This window comes from Neisseria polysaccharea (assembly GCF_963392925.1).
Taxonomy (GTDB): Bacteria; Pseudomonadota; Gammaproteobacteria; order Burkholderiales; family Neisseriaceae; genus Neisseria; species Neisseria polysaccharea.
Window position 1 is genome coordinate 36,628 of sequence record NZ_CAUJNZ010000007.1, and the last position, 18,097, is coordinate 54,724.

Genomic DNA, 18,097 nt, shown 5'->3' on the forward strand with positions numbered 1-18,097 from the left:
ACACAATGGATTATCCACCGCTTAAAGGTGCGGCATTGGTATGGATTACGCTGTCTTTGGGGCTTGCCGTATTTATGGAAGTTTTAGATACGACTATCGCCAATGTCGCCGTTCCCGTTATCGCCGGCAACCTCGGTGCGGCAACCACTCAGGGGACGTGGGTCATTACTTCTTTTGCTGTGGCAAACGCCGTTTCCGTGCCGTTAACGGGATTTTTGGCAAAACGTATCGGCGAGGTCAAATTGTTTACCGCCGCCGCCGTCGGTTTCGTCGTCACATCGTGGCTGTGCGGCATTGCGCCCAACCTTCAGTCGCTGGTTGTTTTCCGCATTTTGCAGGGCTTTATCGCCGGGCCGCTGATTCCCCTGTCGCAAAGTTTGTTAATGGCATCCTATCCGCCCGCAAAACGGACGCTGGCACTGGCATTGTGGGCAATGACCGTCGTTGTCGCCCCTGTTCTCGGGCCGATACTCGGCGGCTGGATTTCCGGAAACTGGCATTGGGGTTGGATTTTCTTCATTAATATCCCTATCGGTATCATATCGGCATGGATTACATGGAAACATTTGAAATGTCGGGAAACGGAAACCGTTAAAATGCCGACCGACTATGTCGGGCTTACATTGATGGTAGTCGGTATCGGCGCGTTACAGATGATGCTGGACAGGGGTAAGGAACTCGACTGGTTCGCCTCTGGAGAAATCATTACCTTGGGCGTAACCGCACTGGTGTGTTTGTCGTATTTTATTGTTTGGGAATTGGGAGAAAAATATCCGATTGTCGATTTGTCGCTGTTTAAAGATCGGAATTTTACCGTCGGCGTAATTGCCACCTCGTTGGGTTTTATGGTGTATATGGGGACGCTGACCCTGCTGCCGTTAGTGTTGCAGACCAACCTGGGCTATACCTCCACGTGGGCGGGGCTTGCCGCCGCGCCCGTCGGCATCCTCCCAGTTTTCCTGTCTCCGTTAATCGGCAGGTTCGGCAATAAAATCGATATGCGCCTGCTCGTAACCGCCAGCTTCCTGACCTTTGCCTTCACTTTTTATTGGCGCACCGATTTTTATGCCGACATGGATATCGGCAACGTCATCTGGCCTCAGTTTTGGCAGGGGGTAGGCGTTGCCATGTTCTTCCTGCCGCTGACCACCATCACACTGTCGCACATGAAGGGCGGGCAGATTGCCGCCGCCGGCAGCCTGTCGAATTTCCTGCGCGTGCTGATGGGCGGTGTCGGCGTATCCGTCGTCAGCACCCTGTGGGAACGGCGCGAAGCGTTGCACCACACGCGTTTTGCCGAACACATCACGCCCTATTCCACAACATTGCACGAAACGGCGGCGCATTTGTCTCAACAAGGCATTTCCGACAGTCAAACCCTAGGCATCATCAACAACACCATCACGCAACAGGGCTTCATCATCGGATCGAATGAAATCTTTATGGCAGGCAGCCTGCTGTTCATCATCATGATTCCTGTCATATGGCTGGCAAAACCGCCGTTCCACAGCAGTGGCGGTGGTGGACATTGAGAGATTTGAAAACTTGAAATACCGTATGAAAATACTGGAAATATGTTCGGACGGCATTTTGAATGCAGCAGTTCCCGAAATCCGCTATAATCGCGCCCCATCTGTTTCGCACCTGCAAACGTTCCGCAGATGCGACACTCGGGCGGCTTACCCGCGCAAAACATCTGTTTTTCTTTAAAACACTTGAAACGGTATTGTTTTTCGTGGTATAAATCGCGTTTTACTATTTTAGAAGTTTGGAGACTGATTATGGCACGAGTTTGCAAAGTGACCGGCAAACGCCCGATGTCCGGCAACAACGTATCGCACGCCAACAACAAAACCAAACGCCGTTTTTTGCCCAACTTGCAATCACGTCGTTTTTGGGTAGAAAGTGAAAACCGCTGGGTCCGCCTGCGCGTTTCCAACGCTGCATTGCGTACCATCGACAAAGTAGGCATTGATGTCGTATTGGCTGATTTGCGTGCTCGCGGCGAAGCTTAATTTAAACACTATTTAATTAAGGATTACTGCAATGCGCGATAAAATCAAACTGGAATCCAGTGCAGGTACTGGTCACTTCTACACCACTACCAAAAACAAACGCACTATGCCCGGCAAACTGGAAATTAAAAAATTTGACCCAGTTGCCCGCAAACACGTAGTGTACAAAGAAACCAAACTGAAATAATTTCAGTTTGAAAGCAAAGCCTCCGATTGTTCGGAGGCTTTTTTATTTTTATCGTGTTTCCTTTCTGCTTGAAACATCTGCCGTATGCGAATCTGCTGCAAACCGTCTGCCAGGGATATGGAAACCGCAAAACGGTTCATATAGTGGATTAACTTTAAACCAGTACGGCGTTGCCTCGCCTTAGTTCAAAGAGAACGATTCTCTAAGGTGCTGAAGCACCAAGTGAATCGGTTCCGTACTATTTGTACTGTCTGCGGCTTCGTTGCCTTGTCCTGATTTAAATTTAATCCACTATAATACAAAAATGCCGTCTGAACATGTTTCAGACGGCATTTTTTATATATATGATTTTAACCGGTCAGTTGTTTGGTAATCAGCTTTTTCAGCGGCGGGAAGTTGTTGCCGGCTCGCAATACCAAACCGCGCAGCAGTTTTGCAGGTGCGGTTTCGTTGGTAAACAGCTTCAGCATCATGTTGGTGCCGTGATAAAGCGGATGGGCGTGCAACATATGTTTGCTGCTGTATTTTTTCAACAAGGAAGCCGCGCCGATGTCCTGACCGCGCTGTTCGGCTTCGAGTATCAGTTTTGCCAGAATATCCGCGCTGGAAAGCCCGAGGTTGAAGCCGTGTGCCGTTACGGGGTGCATACCGACGGCGGCATCGCCGATCAGCGCGCTGCGTTTGCCGTAGAAACGTTTGGCAATCATACCGACAAGGGGGTAATGGTGGATGCTGCTGACCAGTTCCATATCGCCGAGCCTGCCCTTGAGCTGTTCTTTTACGCTTGCAGCCAATTCTTCGGGCGAAAGGTTTTGAACGCTGTTGATTTTATCGGTATCGACGGTAATGACGGTATTGGTCAGGTGCTCTTCCAGCGGCAGCAGTGCGATGGTGCGTCCGTAATGGAAGCATTCGTAAGCGGTATGTTGGTTGGAAAGGGTATGTTTCATACGGCAGACGAACATGGTTCGGCTGTAATCGTGCATATCGGAGGAGATACCGAGTTGTCGACGGGTTTGCGAGAAGCGGCTGTCTGCCGCCAAAAGCAGGCGTGCAGTCAGGATTTTGCCGTTTTCCAAAATGACTTGTGCTTCGTTGTCAGATGTTTTGACTTCTTTGACAACCGTATCGGTCAGAATGCTGACATTGTCGAGTTGTGATACGACTTCATAGGCGGCGCGGCGGATATTGTGGTTGGAAATCAGATAGCCCAAACAGTCGGCAGGTTCGCCGCGCGCTTCAGTCGGTTGGGGAAAGTGGAGCTGGTAGTCGGAACGTCCGTTCAGCACTTTGGCATCGCGCAAAGGGTAGATTTCGTTTTCGGGAATTTTGTCCCACATACCCAAACGCTGCATGATTTCGCGGGAAAAATGGGTCAGGGCGATTTCGCGTCCGTCATATGGAGGATTTTGCAGAACAGTCAGTGGGCTGCGTTCGATCAGGGTAACTTTCAAACCGCTGCCGGCAAGTTCGGCTGCAAAACTTAAACCCGCCGGGCCTGCGCCGACGACGAGGATGTCGCTGTGTAAACTCATAAAATATCCTTTGCATAGGCGGATGCCGATGATTTCAGACGGCATTTGTAAGGGGTTGAATGCCGTTTGAACTATCTGTAATAGATAGGCGATTATATCAAAACCCGCTGTTGAAGAAATATGCAGGGGAGGGTGTATGCGGATTTTTACTTTCAGCTTAATGTGTATCAAATCGGGTGTGGGGTATGTAAAAAGCCGCATCGTGAAAAGATGCGGCTTCAGGTATCGGTTGGATTATTCTTCAGAACCGGTGTAAGGACGGATGCTGACAGTTTTACGGTTCAGCGCGCCTTTGGTTTTGAATTCGACATAACCGTCAATTTTGGCGAACAAAGTGTGATCTTTGCCCATGCCTACGTTGTCGCCTGCGTGGAATTTGGTACCGCGTTGGCGTACGATGATGGAACCTGCGGGAATCAGCTCGTTGCCGTAGGCTTTAACGCCCAAGCGTTTGGCTTCTGAATCGCGACCGTTGCGGGTGCTGCCGCCTGCTTTTTTACTTGCCATTTGTAATGCTCCTAAGTTTTAAGGTTAGGCGATTGCCACGATTTCGATTTGGGTGAAATTTTGGCGGTGGCCTTGGCGTTTTTGGTAGTGTTTGCGGCGGCGCATTTTGAAGATGCGGACTTTCTCGCCACGACCGTGTGCCACTACTTTAGCCGTTACTTTCGCACCTTCGATAAAAGGTGCGCCAACTTTTACAGATTCGCCGTCAGCAATCATCAAAACTTCGGTCAGTTCGATTTGGCTGTCGAGTTCGGCTGGTATCTGTTCTACTTTCAATTTTTCGCCGACGGAAACTTTATACTGTTTGCCGCCGGTTTTTACGACCGCGTACATACTCAACTCCATAAGGGTTATGGTTAATATCCGCACACCATTGTGCGAAATTTGGCATTGTATTGTTATTTGCCTGTTTTGTCAAAGTTTGCGCGGTTCGGATAACCATATGCCGTCTGAAAAGATGTACCCTGATGGCTTTGCTGATATAATTGCCCGCTATTTGAATCAGCTTTCAAGCGGTATCTGCCGTTTGACGGAAACGTAAACCTGAGAGTCTGCCATGCTCGAGAATCTGCCCTATTTCCAGCGACATCTGCCTGAAGACCTTGCCAAAGTCAATGAAGTCATCAACCGTGCGGTGCAATCCGATGTCGCACTGATTTCGCAAATCGGTACATATATCATCAGCGCGGGCGGCAAACGCCTGCGTCCGATTATGACGATTTTGGCGGGTAAGGCGGTCGGTTATGATGACGGGAAACTGTATTCGCTGGCGGCGATGGTCGAATTTATCCACACTTCGACGCTGCTGCATGATGATGTGGTCGATGAAAGCGATTTGCGCCGTGGACGGGCAACGGCAAACAATCTGTTCGGCAATGCGGCGGCAGTGTTGGTTGGCGACTTTTTATACACGCGCGCCTTTCAACTGATGGTTGACTCGGACAGTATGCGCGTTTTGGAAGTGATGGCGGATGCAACCAACATTATTGCCGAGGGCGAAGTCATGCAGCTGATGAACATCGGCAATACGGACATTACCGAAGAACAATATATCCAAGTCATCCAATATAAAACGGCAAAATTGTTTGAAGCTGCCGCTCAAGTCGGCGCAATTTTGGGCAAGGCTTCCCCCGAACACGAACAGGCGTTGAAAGACTACGGTATGTACGTCGGCACGGCATTCCAAATTATTGACGATGTGCTGGACTATTCTGGCGAAACCGAAGAAACCGGCAAAAACGTCGGCGACGATTTGGCGGAAGGAAAACCGACTTTGCCTTTGATTTATCTGATGCGTCAGGGTTCCGAACAGGTTGCGAACGATGTGCGTACTGCTTTGGAGAATGCAGATCGCAGCTATTTTGAGAAAATCCACAATTATGTCGTCCGTTCGGATGCTTTGGCATATTCGATAGGTGAGGCGCGCAAAGCAGTCGATTGTGCCGTTGCCGCGTTGGATGCCCTGCCCGACAGCGAAGTGAAGGATGCCATGATTCAGCTGGCGAAGGAATCTTTGGTCAGGGTGTCGTAACCGATGAATTTCAGTTTTGTTCCCCTGTTTTTGGTTACGCTGATTCTGTTGGGGGTGGTCAGCAACAACAATTCGATTACCGTCTCGGCAACCATATTGCTGCTGATGCAGCAGACGGCATTGGTACAGTTTGTCCCGTTGGTCGAGAAGCATGGGTTGAATCTCGGTATCATTCTTTTGACCATAGGGGTTTTGAGTCCGTTGGTTTCAGGAAAGGCGCAGGTGCCTTCTGTTGCCGAATTTTTGAATTTTAAAATGATATCCGCCGTTTTTATCGGTATTTTCGTGGCTTGGCTGGCGGGACGCGGCGTGCCTTTGATGGGACAGCAGCCGGTATTGGTAACGGGCTTGCTGATCGGTACGGTCATCGGGGTGGCATTTATGGGCGGTATCCCTGTCGGTCCGCTGATTGCGGCCGGCATCTTGTCTTTTGTCGTCGGAAAGGGTTAAAATCCCCACTTTCATTTCGGCTCGCCATAGTTCAACGGATAGAACGTATGCCTCCTAAGCGTAAAATACAGGTTCGATTCCTGTTGGCGAGGTTTGACGATTTGCATTTGTCTGTTTCTCGTGTTGCGGGAAGTTTCCGATATAAGGCCTTTCAGTGTTGGAAGGCTTTTTTGCCATCTGAAAACTTTTTCTTCCTGCTTGAAAAACCGACCTTTAGGACGGTAGAATCATGAAATGATTTTCAGGTTCCGTATAAAGATGTTCCGGTTTGGAAATCTGTTGTTTTATGATAAAAGCTGTACAGGTATAACAATGAATAAATTTGGGGATAAGGTCGTATGAGCGTAGGTTTGCTGAGGATTCTGGTTCAAAACCAGGTGGTTACTGTTGAGCAGGCCGAGCATTACTACAAGGAGTCGCAGGCGGGTAAGGAAGTGTTGCCGATACTGTTTTCAGACGGCGTCATTTCGCCCAAGTCGCTTGCGGCATTGATTGCAAGGGTGTTCAGTTATTCGGTTTTCGATTTGCGCTACTATCCGCGCCACAGGGTGCTGATGGGGGTGTTGACGGAGGAGCAGATGGTGGAGTTCCACTGTGTGCCGGTTTTCCGTCGGGGCAACAAAGTATTTTTTGCGGTTTCCGACCCGACACAGATGCCGCAAATTCAGAAAACCGTTTCTGCCGCAGGGATTGAGGTTGAGTTGGTCATTGTCGAGGATGACCAGTTGGCGGGTTTGCTCGATTGGGTGGGTTCGCGTTCGACATCGCTGCTTCAGGAGCTTGGGGAGGAGCAGGAGGAAGAGGAAAGCCACACCCTGTATATCGACAATGAGGAGGCTGAGGACGGCCCTGTTCCGAGGTTTATACATAAAACTTTGTCTGATGCCTTGCGCAGCGGGGCATCAGACATCCATTTTGAGTTTTACGAACACAATGCCCGTATCCGTTTCCGTGTGGACGGGCAGCTCCGCGAGGTGGTTCAGCCGCCCATTGCGGTAAGGGGGCAGCTTGCTTCCCGGATTAAGGTAATGTCGCGTTTGGACATTTCCGAAAAACGGATACCGCAGGACGGCAGGATGCAGCTGACCTTTCAAAAGGGCGGCAAGCCTGTCGATTTCCGTGTCAGCACATTGCCAACGCTGTTTGGCGAAAAGGTTGTGATGCGGATTTTGAATTCCGATGCCGCGTCTTTGAACATCGACCAGCTCGGTTTTGAGCCGTTTCAGAAAAAATTGTTGTTGGAGGCGATTCACCGTCCTTACGGGATGGTGCTGGTAACCGGTCCGACGGGTTCGGGTAAGACGGTGTCGCTCTATACCTGTTTGAATATTTTGAATACGGAGTCGGTAAATATTGCAACGGCGGAAGACCCTGCCGAGATTAACCTGCCAGGCATCAATCAGGTCAACGTCAATGAGAAGCAGGGTCTGACTTTTGCCGCTGCTTTAAAGTCTTTCCTGCGTCAGGATCCGGACATCATTATGGTCGGTGAGATTCGTGATTTGGAAACTGCCGATATTGCGATTAAGGCGGCACAAACAGGGCATATGGTGTTTTCCACCCTGCACACCAATAATGCGCCGGCGACGTTGTCGCGTATGCTGAATATGGGTGTCGCGCCGTTTAATATTGCCAGTTCGGTCAGCCTGATTATGGCGCAGCGTCTTTTACGCAGGTTGTGTTCGAGCTGCAAACAGGAAGTGGAACGCCCGTCTGCTTCTGCTCTGAAGGAAATCGGCTTCACCGATGAGGATCTTGCAAAAGATTGGAAACTTTACCATGCCGTCGGTTGCGACCGTTGCCGGGGTCAGGGTTACAAGGGGCGTGCGGGCGTGTATGAGGTTATGCCCATCAGCGAAGAAATGCAGCGTGTGATTATGAACAACGGTACGGAAGTGGATATTTTGGACGTTGCCTATAAGGAGGGTATGGTGGATTTGCGCCGGGCCGGTATTTTGAAAGTTATGCAGGGCATTACTTCATTGGAAGAGGTAACGGCAAATACCAACGATTAGGTTTGAGAATGAAAATGCCGTCTGAAGCGTATTTGTTTCAGACGGCATTTGACTTTCAGGGTGTTTGCCGGGAAGGCGGGGCGGTCAGCGGTATGCTCCGTCGGGTTCGGATATTTCCGGCAAACTTTCCGTTTGGTCGGAAACCGTATATTTCCCGTCTGCCCATCCGCCCAAGTCGATCAGTTTGCAGCGTTGCGAACAGAAGGGGCGGAATGCGTTTTCGGGTTCCCATACTACTGCTGTTTGACAGGTCGGACATTTGACTTGAAGGCGTGTTTGCCGCGATTCAGTCATTGTGTTTTCCTTGTGTTGGTTTTGAGGCGAAAATCCCTGAATAAAACGCGTGCAGGCGCATTGTTTTCTCACGCAGGCTTTTGAGGCTGCCGTCATTGAGCAGCACATCGTCTGCAAGCAGCAGGCGTTCGGATTCGGATGCCTGATGGCTGATGATGGTTTCCACCTCGCCGCGCGTCAGCCCGCTGCGGGCCATCACCCTGCGGATACGTTTTTCCAAAGGTGCGCTTATGGTCAGGACACGCCGTATCAGGCTGATAAATTGACGCTTTTCCGTCAGCAGCGGAATTTCGACAATGCCGTAGGCCGCATCGGTAAAGGTTTCTTGCTGCTTTTTGATTTCTAAGAAAATCAGCGGCAACATCACGGATTCGAGCAAGGCTTTTCGCGATGGGGAGGCAAAGACTTCTTTACGCAATATGTCGCGCCGCAACAAACCCTGTGTGTCGAAAACGGTATCGCCGAACAGCCGCCTGATTTCCGGCAGGGCGATGCCGTCTGAAGCCGTCAGCGAGTGCGCCGCCGCGTCCGCATCGATGCGCGGCACGCCCAAATCGGCAAAACATTGCGCGGCTGCCGATTTGCCGCTGCCGATTCCGCCGGTCAGTCCGACCCATACCGTCATCTTACAGCACCGGATGGGTCAGCCACCAGTTGACCGCCCGCCATACGGAATCGTTTGCCGTAAAAATTATCCAGCCTGAAACTGTCAGTGCGGGGCCGAAGGCAAAATGCTGCCCCTTGGCGACGCGCATAACGATTGCCGCGACCAAACCGATCAGCGAGGAAACAAAAATCAGCACGGGCAATGCGGATATGCCGAGCCACGCGCCCAATGCGGCAATCAGTTTGAAATCTCCGTTGCCCATACCGATTTCGCCTTTAATCAGTTTATATGCCGCGCATAAAAGCCATATCGAACCATAGCCGGCAACCGCACCTAAAACGGCAGACTGCAAAGGCACGAAGCCGCCGTCCAAATTAAATATCAGCCCCAGCCAAATCAAGGGCAGTGTCATCGAGTCGGGCAGGTATTGGGTGTCCGCATCGATAAAGGTCAGGGAAATCAGAAACGCGGTCAGTACCAATCCGCCCAGCGTAATCCAAGACCAGCCGTATTGCCAGGCGACCAGCCCGAACAATACGCCGGTCAGCAGCTCGATAGAGGGGTAGCGTATGCTGATTTTGGTTTGGCAGGAGGCGCATTTGCCGCGCAGGAGCAGGTAGCTGACAATCGGGATGTTCTGCCACGCGCGTATCGGCACACGGCATTTCGGACAGCAGGAATCCGGCTTCATCAGGTTGAAGGTACGGCTTTCCTCTTCGGTCAGCGGCAGGTTTAAATGTTCTTTGGCAAATACCGTCCAACCGCGCTCCATCATCACGGGTACGCGGTAAATGACGACATTCAGGAAACTGCCGACCAGCAGTCCCAACACCGCTGCCAAAGGTACGGCAAACGGAGGCAGTATAGACAAAGCAAACATATTTTGCCCTCGATATATTCAAAGCAAAAACAAACCGGCGCAGAACCAATCCGCGCCGGATCCGTATGACGGGTCAGCCGACCACGTTGCCCAAATTAAACAGCGGCAGATACATAGCGACCAGAAGCGTACCGATGACCAAGCCCAAAATCACAATAATAATCGGCTCCATCATAGCGGACAGTCGGCCGACCGCATTATCCACCTCGTCTTCGTAAAATTCGGCGGCTTTGTTGAGCATATCGTCCAAAGAACCCGATTCCTCGCCGATGGAGGACATTTGCACCATCATATTGGGGAACAGTTCCGTCGCACGCATCCCCGAAGTCATAGACAGGCCTTGGATGACGCGCGTACGGATTTCCCGGGTGGCTTCTTCATAGATTAAATTGCCCGCCGCGCCTGCGGTGGAGTCCAATACATCGACCAAAGGCACGCCTGCCGCAATCAGTGTCGCCGTCGTCCTGCCCCAGCGGGCAATCGTCCCTTTGCGGACAATGTCTCCGAAAATCGGCATACGCAGCAGTATGGCATCCATACGCCGTTGGATTTTAATCGAACGCGCCTTCAATTTGAGGAAGCCGTATATGGCAAAGCCCAGTGCGATCAGCACCATCCAGCCGTATGAGACGAAAAAGTCGGACATATCCATCACTGTTTGGGTCAGTGCGGGAAGCTCCGCGCCCATATTGGCGTAAACCTCTTTAAAGGCGGGCAGCACGAAAATCATCATCACGAATACCAAACCGATGGCGACGGCGATGACGGATACCGGATAGGTCAGCGCGGTTTTTACCTTTTTGCGGATGGCCTGGGTTTTTTCCTTGTAAACCGCCAATTTGTCCAACAGGCTTTCCAACACGCCGCCCGTTTCGCCCGCCGCAACCAGGTTGCAGTAGAAGCGGTCGAAATATTTAGGGTGGTTCGAGAATGCGCGGCTCAACGTGCTGCCCTGTTCCACATTGCTGCGGATTTCCATCAGCATTTCCGTCATAGACGGGTTGCCGTGTCCGCGCGCCACGATTTCAAATGCCTGCATCAGCGGCAGGCCCGCCTTGATCATAGTGGACAGCTGGCGGGTGAAGACGGTGATGTCTTCTTGTGTGATTTTGCGCTTGGAGCTTGTTTTCACACGGGTAACCTGCAGCGGGCGGATGCCGCGTTTTGCCAGTTTTTTGCGCGCCTCTTCTTCGGTAAACGCGGATACTTCGCCGTTGACCAGTTTGTCGGAGGCGGAATGCCTGCCTTCAAAGATAAAGCGTTTTTCTTTCTTTGCGAACAAAGAAAATCCCCCATTTTTAGCCATATTCTAGCCCCGTAAAGTAATTGGAATTAAGATGTAAGAAATATCGTTAAAAAACAGTATCGGCGTGTTCCCGGCAAGGCGGAGGCCGCCGACATCCCGCCTGCGGGCGGCAAACGGGACGGAATCGGGTGCGATTATACCTTATTAGGCGGCTGTCCGGCATTTATTCGCCTGTAATTAATCCGGCCGGCTGCCGTTTGCAGGGCGGCTGCCTTCAGACGGCACGGCAGGGGCGGGATTCGTCAGGATTCGGACAGTTTGCCTTTGATTTTGATGCCCAGCGTCAGGACGGCGGCGACGGCGAGGAAAATGCCGGCAAAGGTCATGGCGTTGGCGGGATCCGCGCCGAGAAAGGTGTTGTAAACCCAACCGAAGGTTACGGTTTCGATCAGCATGGGGATGACGATCATCATGTTGACGATGCCCATGTACACGCCGTAACGCGCTTTGGGGATGGAGTTGACGACAATCATGAACGGCACGCCCATCATGCTTGCCCAACCTACACCGAAACCGATCATGGGTGCGAACATGAGGTATTTGTCGGAAATATGGGGAATTGCCAATAGTGCGGCGGCAGCAAGGGAAACGGCGAAGGCGTGGACGTATTTGGCGGCGTATTTGCGTGCGAGCCACATCAGTCCAAACGCGGAAACGAAGGTTACGATGTTGTAGAAACCGTTGACCAGACCCGTCCAGGCGACTGCCTGTTCGTAGGCGGCTTTGTTGGCGGCGGTCGAGTGCCAGACGGATTGGACGATGCTGTGGGAGATGTATTGCCAGTAGATGAAGAGGGCGTACCACTGGAAGAGGTACACAAGGGCGAGCTGCCACAGGGTTTTGGGCATTTCTTTGATGGCGGCGAAGATGTCTTTGACTGCCCCCAAGGGATTGCCCGTTTTGGCTTTCAACTCGGCGGCTTCTTTGCCTGTAGGCATTTTTTCCTGCGTGGAGAGGATGGTAATGAGCACCGAGCCGATGGAACAGGCCGCGCCGATGTAGAAGGAACCGAATACCCAGTAGGGGATGCCTGCTTCGGAGGTTTGTTTGAGCCAGCCGATTTGTTGGAAGATGTAGAGGGAGACGTTTGCCAGCGTGATGCCCAATCCGGTAAACACGGACTGCATCAGAAAGCCGGTAGGCTGCTGTTTCTCGGGAACGGTGTCGGCAACGAAGGCGCGGAAGGGTTCCATGGCGGTGTTGTTGCTGATGTCGAGCAGCCAGAGCAGCATGACGGCGACCCACAGGGCGGTAACGTGCGGATAGATGAAGAGGCAGAGGCTGCACCCGATTGCGCCGATGAGGAAATACGGACGGCGGCGACCCAGGCCGGGTATCCAAGTGCGGTCGGACATTGCGCCGATGATGGGCTGCACGAGCAGTCCGGTAATCGGGCCGGCCATATTGAGGACGGGCAGTTGTGCGGGGTCGGCCTGAAGAAAGCTGAAGATGGGGTTGATGGCGGTCTGCTGCAAACCGAAGCTGTATTGGATGCCGAAGAATCCGAAGTTCATCAGCATGATTTGGCGAAGCGTCATTGCCGTTTGTGGGGAAACCTTCATATCGACCTGCTCCTGAGGAAAATGGGAAGAAACAACAATTTGCGAAGCGGTGTGCCGCTTTCTTTTGCCAACCGTGCCGTCGTGCGGCATCTTGTAGGTATCTTACAGACGATAACCCCCGTCTTTCATTCGATTACAAAGAATAGCACAAGTCTTTTGCATCCTGCACCTTCATCGGTATCCTGCTTGATAAAAATCAATTCTGCTGCCGTCTGAAAGCGGGGAGTAGTGTTTCCGTAATTCGCCAAAGCCGCTGCCGTTTGTTAAACTACATTCTGCTACATTTTAATCCGGTTCTGAAAAATCAAGGAAAACAGATGGATGCTTTTACCCGTGCATGGCATGCTCTTGAACGCCACAATCAGGATACGCGTTATGTCCTTTTGCGCGACCGCTTTGCCTGCGAACCGGACCGCTTTGACCGTATGCACGAACGGCTGGGCGGCATGTTGTTCGATTACAGCAAGAACCGGCTTGGGGAAGATACGCTGCAACTGCTCTGTAACCTTGCAGATGCGGCAGGGCTCGGACGGAAAATGCATGATTTGCGGACGGGTGCGAAAGTCAACGGCAGCGAGGGGCGTGCCGCGCTGCATACGGCTTTGCGCCTGCCCGACGGTGCGGATGCCGTTTATGCGGACGGCAGGGACGTGTTGCCCGAAATCCGCCGCGAGTTAAATCGTGCGTTGAAGTTTGCACACAGTTTGGACGACGGTTCGTATCAGGGGATAACCGGAAAACGGATTACGGATTTTGTCCACATCGGCATAGGCGGATCCGACCTCGGGCCGGCAATGTGCGTGCAGGCACTTGAGCCGTTCAGACGGCATATCGCCGTCCATTTTGCCGCCAACGCCGACCCTGCCTGCCTGGATGCGGTTTTATGCCGTCTGAACCCCGAAACGACGGTGTTTTGCGTTGCCAGCAAGTCCTTTAAAACACCGGAAACCCTGCTCAATGCACAGGCGGTCAAGGCGTGGTATCGCGGTGCGGGGTTTTCGGAATCCGAAACGGCGCGCCATTTTTGCGCGGTGTCTGCCGATACGGAAGCGGCGCAAAGTTTCGGCATTGCGGCGGAACGTGTGTTTGCGATGTACGACTGGGTGGGCGGACGCTATTCCGTCTGGTCGCCCGTCGGTCTGCCCGTGATGGTTGCGGTCGGCGGGGCGCGTTTCCGCGAGTTGTTGGCGGGGGCGCACGCGATGGACAGGCATTTTTTCCACACGCCGCTGCGCCGCAACATTCCCGTTCTGATGGCGCTGATTGCCGTGTGGTACAACAATTTCCAACACGCGGACGGGCAGACCGCCGTTCCGTACAGCCACAACCTGCGCCTGCTGCCGGCGTGGCTGAACCAGCTCGATATGGAGAGTTTGGGCAAGAGCCACGCTTCAGACGGCAGCCCCGCCGCGTGCAAAACGGGCGGCATCGTGTTCGGCGGGGAAGGGGTCAACTGCCAGCACGCCTATTTCCAACTGCTCCACCAAGGCACACGCCTGATTCCCTGCGACTTTATCGTCCCGATGACGGCGCAGGGTGTGGAGGACGGACGCAGCCGTTTTACCGTTGCCAACGCCTTTGCCCAAGCGGAAGCTCTGATGAAGGGCAAAACCTTGGACGAAGCACGCGCCGAACTGGCAGATTTGCCTGAAACGGAACGTGAACGCCTCGCGCCGCACAAAGAGTTCCCCGGCAACCGCCCCAGCAACAGCATCCTGCTCGACCGCCTCACGCCCTACAATCTGGGTATGCTGATGGCGGCTTACGAACACAAAACCTTTGTGCAGGGTGTAATTTGGGACATCAACCCCTTCGATCAGTGGGGTGTGGAATACGGTAAACAGTTGGCGAAAACCATCATCGGCGAACTGGAAGGCGGCACGTCCGTACACGATGCCTCGACCGAAGGGCTGATGGCGTTTTACCGCGAATGCCGTCTGAAAGGCGGCGGCGCGGCATAAAAGTGCCGCCGCCGTTCTGTATTGATTCGGGTGCGGAAAAGGCAATACCTGCCGCCCGCCCGATTCCGAAACGCCAATGTTCGGCAACCGCCCGCGTATTGCTGACGAATATGCGTTTGCGTGGCACAATAGCGCATTCATTTCAAATGAACATACTGCCCGAAAATACCGGCAAACGTCCCACGAAACATCTCACATAAGGAAACTTTATGTCTTTGCAAAACATCATCGAAACCGCCTTTGAAAACCGCGCGGACATCACCCCGACCACCGTTACTCCCGAAGTTAAAGAAGCCGTGTTGGAAACCATCCGCCAACTCGATTCCGGCAAACTGCGCGTTGCCGAGCGTTTGGGCGTGGGCGAGTGGAAAGTCAACGAATGGGCGAAAAAAGCCGTGTTGCTGTCCTTCCGCATCCAAGACAACGAAGTCCTCAACGACGGCGTGAATAAATACTTCGACAAAGTGCCGACCAAGTTTGCCGATTGGTCTGAAGACGAGTTCAAAAACGCAGGCTTCCGCGCAGTTCCGGGTGCGGTTGCCCGACGCGGCAGCTTTGTGGCGAAAAATGTCGTGCTGATGCCGTCTTACGTCAACATCGGCGCATACGTTGACGAAGGTGCGATGGTCGATACTTGGGCGACCGTCGGCTCTTGCGCGCAAATCGGTAAAAACGTCCACTTGAGCGGCGGCGTCGGCATCGGCGGCGTACTCGAACCCCTGCAAGCCGCCCCCACCATCATTGAAGACAACTGCTTCATCGGTGCGCGTTCTGAAATCGTTGAGGGCGTGATTGTCGAAGAAGGCAGCGTGATTTCGATGGGCGTGTTCATCGGTCAATCCACCAAAATCTTCGACCGCACTACCGGCGAAATTTATCAAGGACGCGTACCTGCAGGTTCGGTCGTCGTGTCCGGCAGTATGCCTTCCAAAGACGGCAGCCACAGCCTTTACTGCGCCGTCATCGTCAAACGCGTGGACGCGCAAACACGCGCCAAAACCAGCGTGAACGAATTGTTGCGCGGCATCTGATGCCTTAAACCGTATTTGAAACGTCCAATGCCGTCTGAAATCCGCTTCAGACGGCATTGCCGTTTGCACGCTGCAATGTGAAAACACAGAAACAGGGACAATTTGCTATAATCAACGGTTTAGAACGAACCGAACACTATTTGAAGGATACAAAATGGGTTTTCTGCAAGGCAAAAAAATTCTGATTACCGGCATGATTTCCGAGCGTTCCATCGCTTACGGCATCGCCAAAGCCTGCCGCGAACAAGGTGCGGAACTGGCGTTTACCTACGTTGTGGACAAACTGGAAGAGCGCGTCCGCAAAATGGCGGCGGAATTGGATTCCGAACTCGTATTCCGCTGCGATGTCGCCAGCGATGACGAAATCAACCAAGTGTTCGCCGACTTGGGCAAGCATTGGGACGGCTTGGACGGTTTGGTGCATTCCATCGGCTTCGCACCGAAAGAAGCCTTGAGCGGCGACTTCCTCGACAGCATCAGCCGCGAAGCGTTCAACACCGCACACGAAATTTCCGCATACAGCCTGCCCGCATTGGCAAAAGCCGCCCGTCCGATGATGCGCGGCAGAAATTCCGCCATCGTCGCCCTGAGCTACTTGGGCGCGGTACGCGCGATTCCGAATTACAACGTGATGGGTATGGCAAAAGCCAGCCTTGAGGCGGGCATCCGTTTTACCGCCGCCTGTTTGGGCAAAGAAGGCATCCGCTGCAACGGCATTTCCGCCGGTCCGATCAAAACACTCGCCGCCTCCGGCATCGCCGATTTCGGCAAACTCTTGGGACACGTCGCCGCCCACAACCCGCTCCGCCGCAACGTTACCATCGAAGAAGTCGGCAATACCGCCGCCTTCCTGCTGTCCGACCTGTCGTCCGGCATTACCGGCGAAATCACTTACGTTGACGGCGGTTACAGCATCAATGCCTTGAGCACCGAGGGATAATCCGCCGTTTTCAAATTCGTGCGCCGTCCGTACCGCGTATCGGTTTCGGGCGGCGTTTTGCCGTCTGAAGCGTATTTCCAGGGAAATGCCCGACTTGCGGCAGGCGGGATGGGAAATGCGGACGCTTGTTTTAACCGATTGCCTTTGTGCCGACTTGCTGCAGGTGCGGCGGAAATGGTCCGAACGCGAAAATGCCGTCTGAAACGCCAAACGGGTTTCAGACGGCATTTTTTATTTAAAGCATCAGCACACTTCGACCAGCCAGCCGTATTTGTCTTCCGCCAAACCATACTGGATGTCGGTAATCGCCTTACGGATGGCATAGCCGCGTTCTTGGCTTTTCACTTCGATTTCTTTGCCATCAATCACGAAAGAAGTTACCGGGGAAATGACCGCGGCCGTACCGGTCAAAATGGCTTCCGCACCGTTTTCCACCGCAGCTTTCAGTTCATCAACCGTGAAATTGCGTTCGCTGACGGTATAGCCCAAATCTTTGGCGACCGTCAGTACGGAATCGCGGGTAACGCCGTGCAAAAACTCGTCAGTCAGCGGTTTGGTAATGATTTCATCGCCGTTAATCAAGATAAAGTTGGACGCGCCGGTTTCTTGTACGTCGCCGTTCGGGCAGAACAGAACCTGATTTGCGCCGTATTCGGCTTTCGCCTTCAGCACCCAGTGCATGGCGGAAGCGTAGTTACCGCCGCATTTGACGCGGCCCATATGCGGGGCGCAGCGGATGTGTTCGGTTTCCACCAAGATTTTAACGGGCGAGCCGACTTTGAAATAGTCGCCGACGGGGGAAGCCAAAATATACAGCAGGGCGGTTTCGGAAGGAGAACCGGCCTTGCCGATAATGGGATCGATACCGATTAAGGTCGGACGCAGGTACAGGGCGGCAGGCGCATCGGGAATCTCGTCTGCCGCACGTTTGACTAATTCGATTAGTGCGTCGAGATAAGCTTGGGTTTCGGGGCGCGGCAGGTGCAAAATGTCCGCACTTTGCTGCATGCGCGCGATATTGGCAGTCGGACGGAACAGCACGATTTTGTCGTCTGCCTGACGGAAGGCCTTCAAACCTTCAAAGCATTCGCTGCCGTAGTGCAGGGCGTGCGCGCCGGGTGCGAGGGTGAGGTCTTGCGAGGATTGCCATTCGGCAGCCTGCCATTTGCCTTCGCGGTAGGCGAGAACGGGCATTTGACTGTGAAAAACGCTGCCGAATACGGCGGGTACGGGTCTGCTCATGATGTAAAGCCTTTCTTGTTCGGATATGTACTCG

At 53.0% G+C, this 18,097-nt stretch carries 19 protein-coding genes, 1 tRNA gene and 1 pseudogene; 11 read left to right on the forward strand and 10 right to left on the reverse strand.

The window, feature by feature from the left end:
- Positions 1-5: 5 nt before the first annotated feature.
- The 3 genes from farB (at position 6) to rpmG (ending at position 2,202) form a co-directional block, all read left to right on the forward strand.
- Positions 6-1,532 carry a fatty acid resistance MFS efflux transporter permease subunit FarB gene (farB, locus tag RDY34_RS05705; RefSeq protein WP_025456603.1) on the forward strand — a complete coding sequence of 509 codons (1,527 nt, stop codon included), beginning with the start codon at positions 6-8 and terminating at the stop codon, positions 1,530-1,532.
- A gap of 249 nt (positions 1,533-1,781) precedes the next feature.
- Positions 1,782-2,015, forward strand: coding sequence for a 50S ribosomal protein L28 (rpmB, locus tag RDY34_RS05710; RefSeq protein WP_002216391.1), 234 nt, complete (start codon positions 1,782-1,784; stop codon positions 2,013-2,015).
- A 31-nt stretch (positions 2,016-2,046) separates the two neighbouring features.
- A complete protein-coding gene (gene rpmG, locus RDY34_RS05715) occupies positions 2,047-2,202 on the forward strand; it encodes a 50S ribosomal protein L33 (protein WP_002212306.1) in 156 nt (51 codons plus the stop codon).
- A gap of 99 nt (positions 2,203-2,301) precedes the next feature.
- Here the strand turns inward: rpmG and RDY34_RS10645 are convergent.
- From RDY34_RS10645 to rplU, 4 genes and pseudogenes are all read right to left on the reverse strand, one after another.
- Positions 2,302-2,498, reverse strand: a pseudogene (locus RDY34_RS10645) (hypothetical protein); the annotation flags it as partial.
- Positions 2,499-2,552: 54 nt separating this feature from the next.
- Positions 2,553-3,737, reverse strand: a complete 1,185-nt coding sequence (gene ubiM, locus RDY34_RS05720) for a 5-demethoxyubiquinol-8 5-hydroxylase UbiM (RefSeq protein WP_025456643.1) — start codon at positions 3,735-3,737, stop codon at positions 2,553-2,555.
- A 234-nt stretch (positions 3,738-3,971) separates the two neighbouring features.
- Positions 3,972-4,244, reverse strand: coding sequence for a 50S ribosomal protein L27 (gene rpmA, locus RDY34_RS05725; RefSeq protein ID WP_003689821.1), 273 nt, complete (start codon positions 4,242-4,244; stop codon positions 3,972-3,974).
- Between the two features lie 24 nt (positions 4,245-4,268).
- Complete coding sequence (rplU, locus tag RDY34_RS05730; protein ID WP_002216394.1) at positions 4,269-4,577, reverse strand: 50S ribosomal protein L21; 309 nt, start codon at positions 4,575-4,577, stop codon at positions 4,269-4,271.
- Positions 4,578-4,800: 223 nt separating this feature from the next.
- Between rplU and ispB the strand changes: the two genes are divergently transcribed.
- The 4 genes from ispB (at position 4,801) to pilB (ending at position 8,240) form a co-directional block, all read left to right on the forward strand.
- Positions 4,801-5,775, forward strand: a complete 975-nt coding sequence (gene ispB / locus RDY34_RS05735; RefSeq protein WP_003750327.1) for an octaprenyl diphosphate synthase — start codon at positions 4,801-4,803, stop codon at positions 5,773-5,775.
- A gap of 3 nt (positions 5,776-5,778) precedes the next feature.
- On the forward strand, positions 5,779-6,225 hold the full coding sequence (locus tag RDY34_RS05740) for a DUF441 domain-containing protein (protein ID WP_003750326.1): 447 nt from the start codon (positions 5,779-5,781) through the stop codon (positions 6,223-6,225).
- A gap of 20 nt (positions 6,226-6,245) precedes the next feature.
- Positions 6,246-6,317: transfer RNA gene (locus tag RDY34_RS05745), tRNA-Arg, on the forward strand.
- A gap of 246 nt (positions 6,318-6,563) precedes the next feature.
- Positions 6,564-8,240, forward strand: coding sequence for a type IV-A pilus assembly ATPase PilB (gene pilB, locus RDY34_RS05750; RefSeq protein WP_308073238.1), 1,677 nt, complete (start codon positions 6,564-6,566; stop codon positions 8,238-8,240).
- Positions 8,241-8,324: 84 nt separating this feature from the next.
- Here the strand turns inward: pilB and RDY34_RS05755 are convergent, their stop codons facing one another.
- The 5 genes from RDY34_RS05755 to RDY34_RS05775 form a co-directional block, all read right to left on the reverse strand.
- The gene (locus tag RDY34_RS05755; RefSeq protein WP_002247322.1) at positions 8,325-8,534 is read right to left on the reverse strand and encodes a DNA gyrase inhibitor YacG; all 210 of its coding nucleotides are present in this window, start codon (positions 8,532-8,534) and stop codon (positions 8,325-8,327) included.
- Positions 8,527-9,159, reverse strand: coding sequence for a dephospho-CoA kinase (gene coaE, locus RDY34_RS05760; protein ID WP_308073239.1), 633 nt, complete (start codon positions 9,157-9,159; stop codon positions 8,527-8,529). The genes RDY34_RS05755 and coaE overlap by 8 nt, the downstream gene beginning before the upstream one ends.
- 1 nt (position 9,160) lies before the next feature.
- A complete protein-coding gene (locus tag RDY34_RS05765; RefSeq protein ID WP_308073240.1) occupies positions 9,161-10,021 on the reverse strand; it encodes a prepilin peptidase in 861 nt (286 codons plus the stop codon).
- A gap of 73 nt (positions 10,022-10,094) precedes the next feature.
- Positions 10,095-11,327 (reverse strand): type 4 pilus assembly protein PilG, encoded by a 1,233-nt coding sequence (pilG, locus tag RDY34_RS05770; protein ID WP_096109151.1) that lies wholly within the window; start codon positions 11,325-11,327, stop codon positions 10,095-10,097.
- Positions 11,328-11,569: 242 nt separating this feature from the next.
- Entirely contained in the window at positions 11,570-12,889 is a 1,320-nt protein-coding gene (locus tag RDY34_RS05775; RefSeq protein ID WP_025456642.1) for an MFS transporter, read from the reverse strand.
- A gap of 317 nt (positions 12,890-13,206) precedes the next feature.
- On the opposite strand from RDY34_RS05775, the gene pgi reads away from it, so the two are divergent.
- The 4 genes from pgi to fabI all read left to right on the forward strand — a co-directional run bounded on the left by pgi (position 13,207) and on the right by fabI (position 16,821).
- Complete coding sequence (gene pgi, locus RDY34_RS05780; RefSeq protein WP_308074607.1) at positions 13,207-14,850, forward strand: glucose-6-phosphate isomerase; 1,644 nt, start codon at positions 13,207-13,209, stop codon at positions 14,848-14,850.
- Positions 14,820-15,050 carry a hypothetical protein gene (locus RDY34_RS05785; RefSeq protein WP_025458514.1) on the forward strand — a complete coding sequence of 77 codons (231 nt, stop codon included), beginning with the start codon at positions 14,820-14,822 and terminating at the stop codon, positions 15,048-15,050. The genes pgi and RDY34_RS05785 overlap by 31 nt, the downstream gene beginning before the upstream one ends.
- Positions 15,051-15,059: 9 nt before the next feature.
- The gene (gene dapD / locus RDY34_RS05790; RefSeq protein ID WP_002224875.1) at positions 15,060-15,881 is read left to right on the forward strand and encodes a 2,3,4,5-tetrahydropyridine-2,6-dicarboxylate N-succinyltransferase; all 822 of its coding nucleotides are present in this window, start codon (positions 15,060-15,062) and stop codon (positions 15,879-15,881) included.
- A 154-nt stretch (positions 15,882-16,035) separates the two neighbouring features.
- Positions 16,036-16,821: an enoyl-ACP reductase FabI gene (gene fabI / locus RDY34_RS05795; RefSeq protein WP_002223367.1), complete on the forward strand. Its 786-nt coding sequence runs from the start codon at positions 16,036-16,038 to the stop codon at positions 16,819-16,821.
- Between the two features lie 243 nt (positions 16,822-17,064).
- On the opposite strand, the gene ilvE is transcribed toward fabI, so the two are convergent.
- On the reverse strand, positions 17,065-18,063 hold the full coding sequence (gene ilvE / locus RDY34_RS05800) for a branched-chain-amino-acid transaminase (protein ID WP_308074614.1): 999 nt from the start codon (positions 18,061-18,063) through the stop codon (positions 17,065-17,067).
- Positions 18,064-18,097 lie beyond the last annotated feature (34 nt).

Excerpts from the sequence above, each read along its gene's own strand:
- farB (WP_025456603.1), top strand. The coding sequence starts at position 6 with ATGGATTATCCACCGCTTAAAGGTGCGGCATTGGTATGGATTACGCTG.
- rpmB (WP_002216391.1), top strand. The coding sequence starts at position 1,782 with ATGGCACGAGTTTGCAAAGTGACCGGCAAACGCCCGATGTCCGGCAAC.
- rpmG (WP_002212306.1), top strand. The coding sequence starts at position 2,047 with ATGCGCGATAAAATCAAACTGGAATCCAGTGCAGGTACTGGTCACTTC.
- ubiM (WP_025456643.1), bottom strand. The coding sequence starts at position 3,737 with ATGAGTTTACACAGCGACATCCTCGTCGTCGGCGCAGGCCCGGCGGGT.
- rpmA (WP_003689821.1), bottom strand. The coding sequence starts at position 4,244 with ATGGCAAGTAAAAAAGCAGGCGGCAGCACCCGCAACGGTCGCGATTCA.
- rplU (WP_002216394.1), bottom strand. The coding sequence starts at position 4,577 with ATGTACGCGGTCGTAAAAACCGGCGGCAAACAGTATAAAGTTTCCGTC.
- ispB (WP_003750327.1), top strand. The coding sequence starts at position 4,801 with ATGCTCGAGAATCTGCCCTATTTCCAGCGACATCTGCCTGAAGACCTT.
- RDY34_RS05740 (WP_003750326.1), top strand. The coding sequence starts at position 5,779 with ATGAATTTCAGTTTTGTTCCCCTGTTTTTGGTTACGCTGATTCTGTTG.
- pilB (WP_308073238.1), top strand. The coding sequence starts at position 6,564 with ATGAGCGTAGGTTTGCTGAGGATTCTGGTTCAAAACCAGGTGGTTACT.
- RDY34_RS05755 (WP_002247322.1), bottom strand. The coding sequence starts at position 8,534 with ATGACTGAATCGCGGCAAACACGCCTTCAAGTCAAATGTCCGACCTGT.
- coaE (WP_308073239.1), bottom strand. The coding sequence starts at position 9,159 with ATGACGGTATGGGTCGGACTGACCGGCGGAATCGGCAGCGGCAAATCG.
- RDY34_RS05765 (WP_308073240.1), bottom strand. The coding sequence starts at position 10,021 with ATGTTTGCTTTGTCTATACTGCCTCCGTTTGCCGTACCTTTGGCAGCG.
- pilG (WP_096109151.1), bottom strand. The coding sequence starts at position 11,327 with ATGGCTAAAAATGGGGGATTTTCTTTGTTCGCAAAGAAAGAAAAACGC.
- RDY34_RS05775 (WP_025456642.1), bottom strand. The coding sequence starts at position 12,889 with ATGAAGGTTTCCCCACAAACGGCAATGACGCTTCGCCAAATCATGCTG.
- pgi (WP_308074607.1), top strand. The coding sequence starts at position 13,207 with ATGGATGCTTTTACCCGTGCATGGCATGCTCTTGAACGCCACAATCAG.
- RDY34_RS05785 (WP_025458514.1), top strand. The coding sequence starts at position 14,820 with ATGCCGTCTGAAAGGCGGCGGCGCGGCATAAAAGTGCCGCCGCCGTTC.
- dapD (WP_002224875.1), top strand. The coding sequence starts at position 15,060 with ATGTCTTTGCAAAACATCATCGAAACCGCCTTTGAAAACCGCGCGGAC.
- fabI (WP_002223367.1), top strand. The coding sequence starts at position 16,036 with ATGGGTTTTCTGCAAGGCAAAAAAATTCTGATTACCGGCATGATTTCC.
- ilvE (WP_308074614.1), bottom strand. The coding sequence starts at position 18,063 with ATGAGCAGACCCGTACCCGCCGTATTCGGCAGCGTTTTTCACAGTCAA.